At 54.6% G+C, this 271-nt stretch carries 1 protein-coding gene; it reads right to left on the bottom strand.

Annotated features, from left to right (window positions below):
* Window positions 1-271: ethanolamine ammonia-lyase subunit EutB (eutB, locus tag SB719_RS20235; protein ID WP_412159753.1), on the bottom strand; the 271-nt coding region annotated here is incomplete at both ends.

Here is a 271-nt window from a genome sequence, read left to right as displayed (position 1 = left end):
CGATCTGGGTGGTGACGTGCGCCAGTACACAGCCCTGAGTTGGGATGTTGAATTTGTCGATCACGCCATAGATGGTATCCAACACGCGGCTTAAGTTTTCCACGTCGTCAGTCACCGGGTTAACGCCGATCACCGCATCGCCCACCCCGAAGGAAAGCCCTTCGTAGATTTGCGCGGCGATACTTTGCACGTCGTCACGGATGTCATTTGGCTGCAAACGGGCGCAAAAGGTGCCCGGAATACCGATGGTGGTATTGGCCTTTTTGATTAC

Source organism: Pantoea sp. SIMBA_079 (assembly GCF_046940275.1).
GTDB classification, from domain to species: Bacteria; Pseudomonadota; Gammaproteobacteria; order Enterobacterales; family Enterobacteriaceae; genus Pantoea; species Pantoea borealis.
The sequence above is the reverse complement of the archived record's forward strand: the minus strand, read 5'-3'. Positions and strand labels throughout refer to the sequence as shown.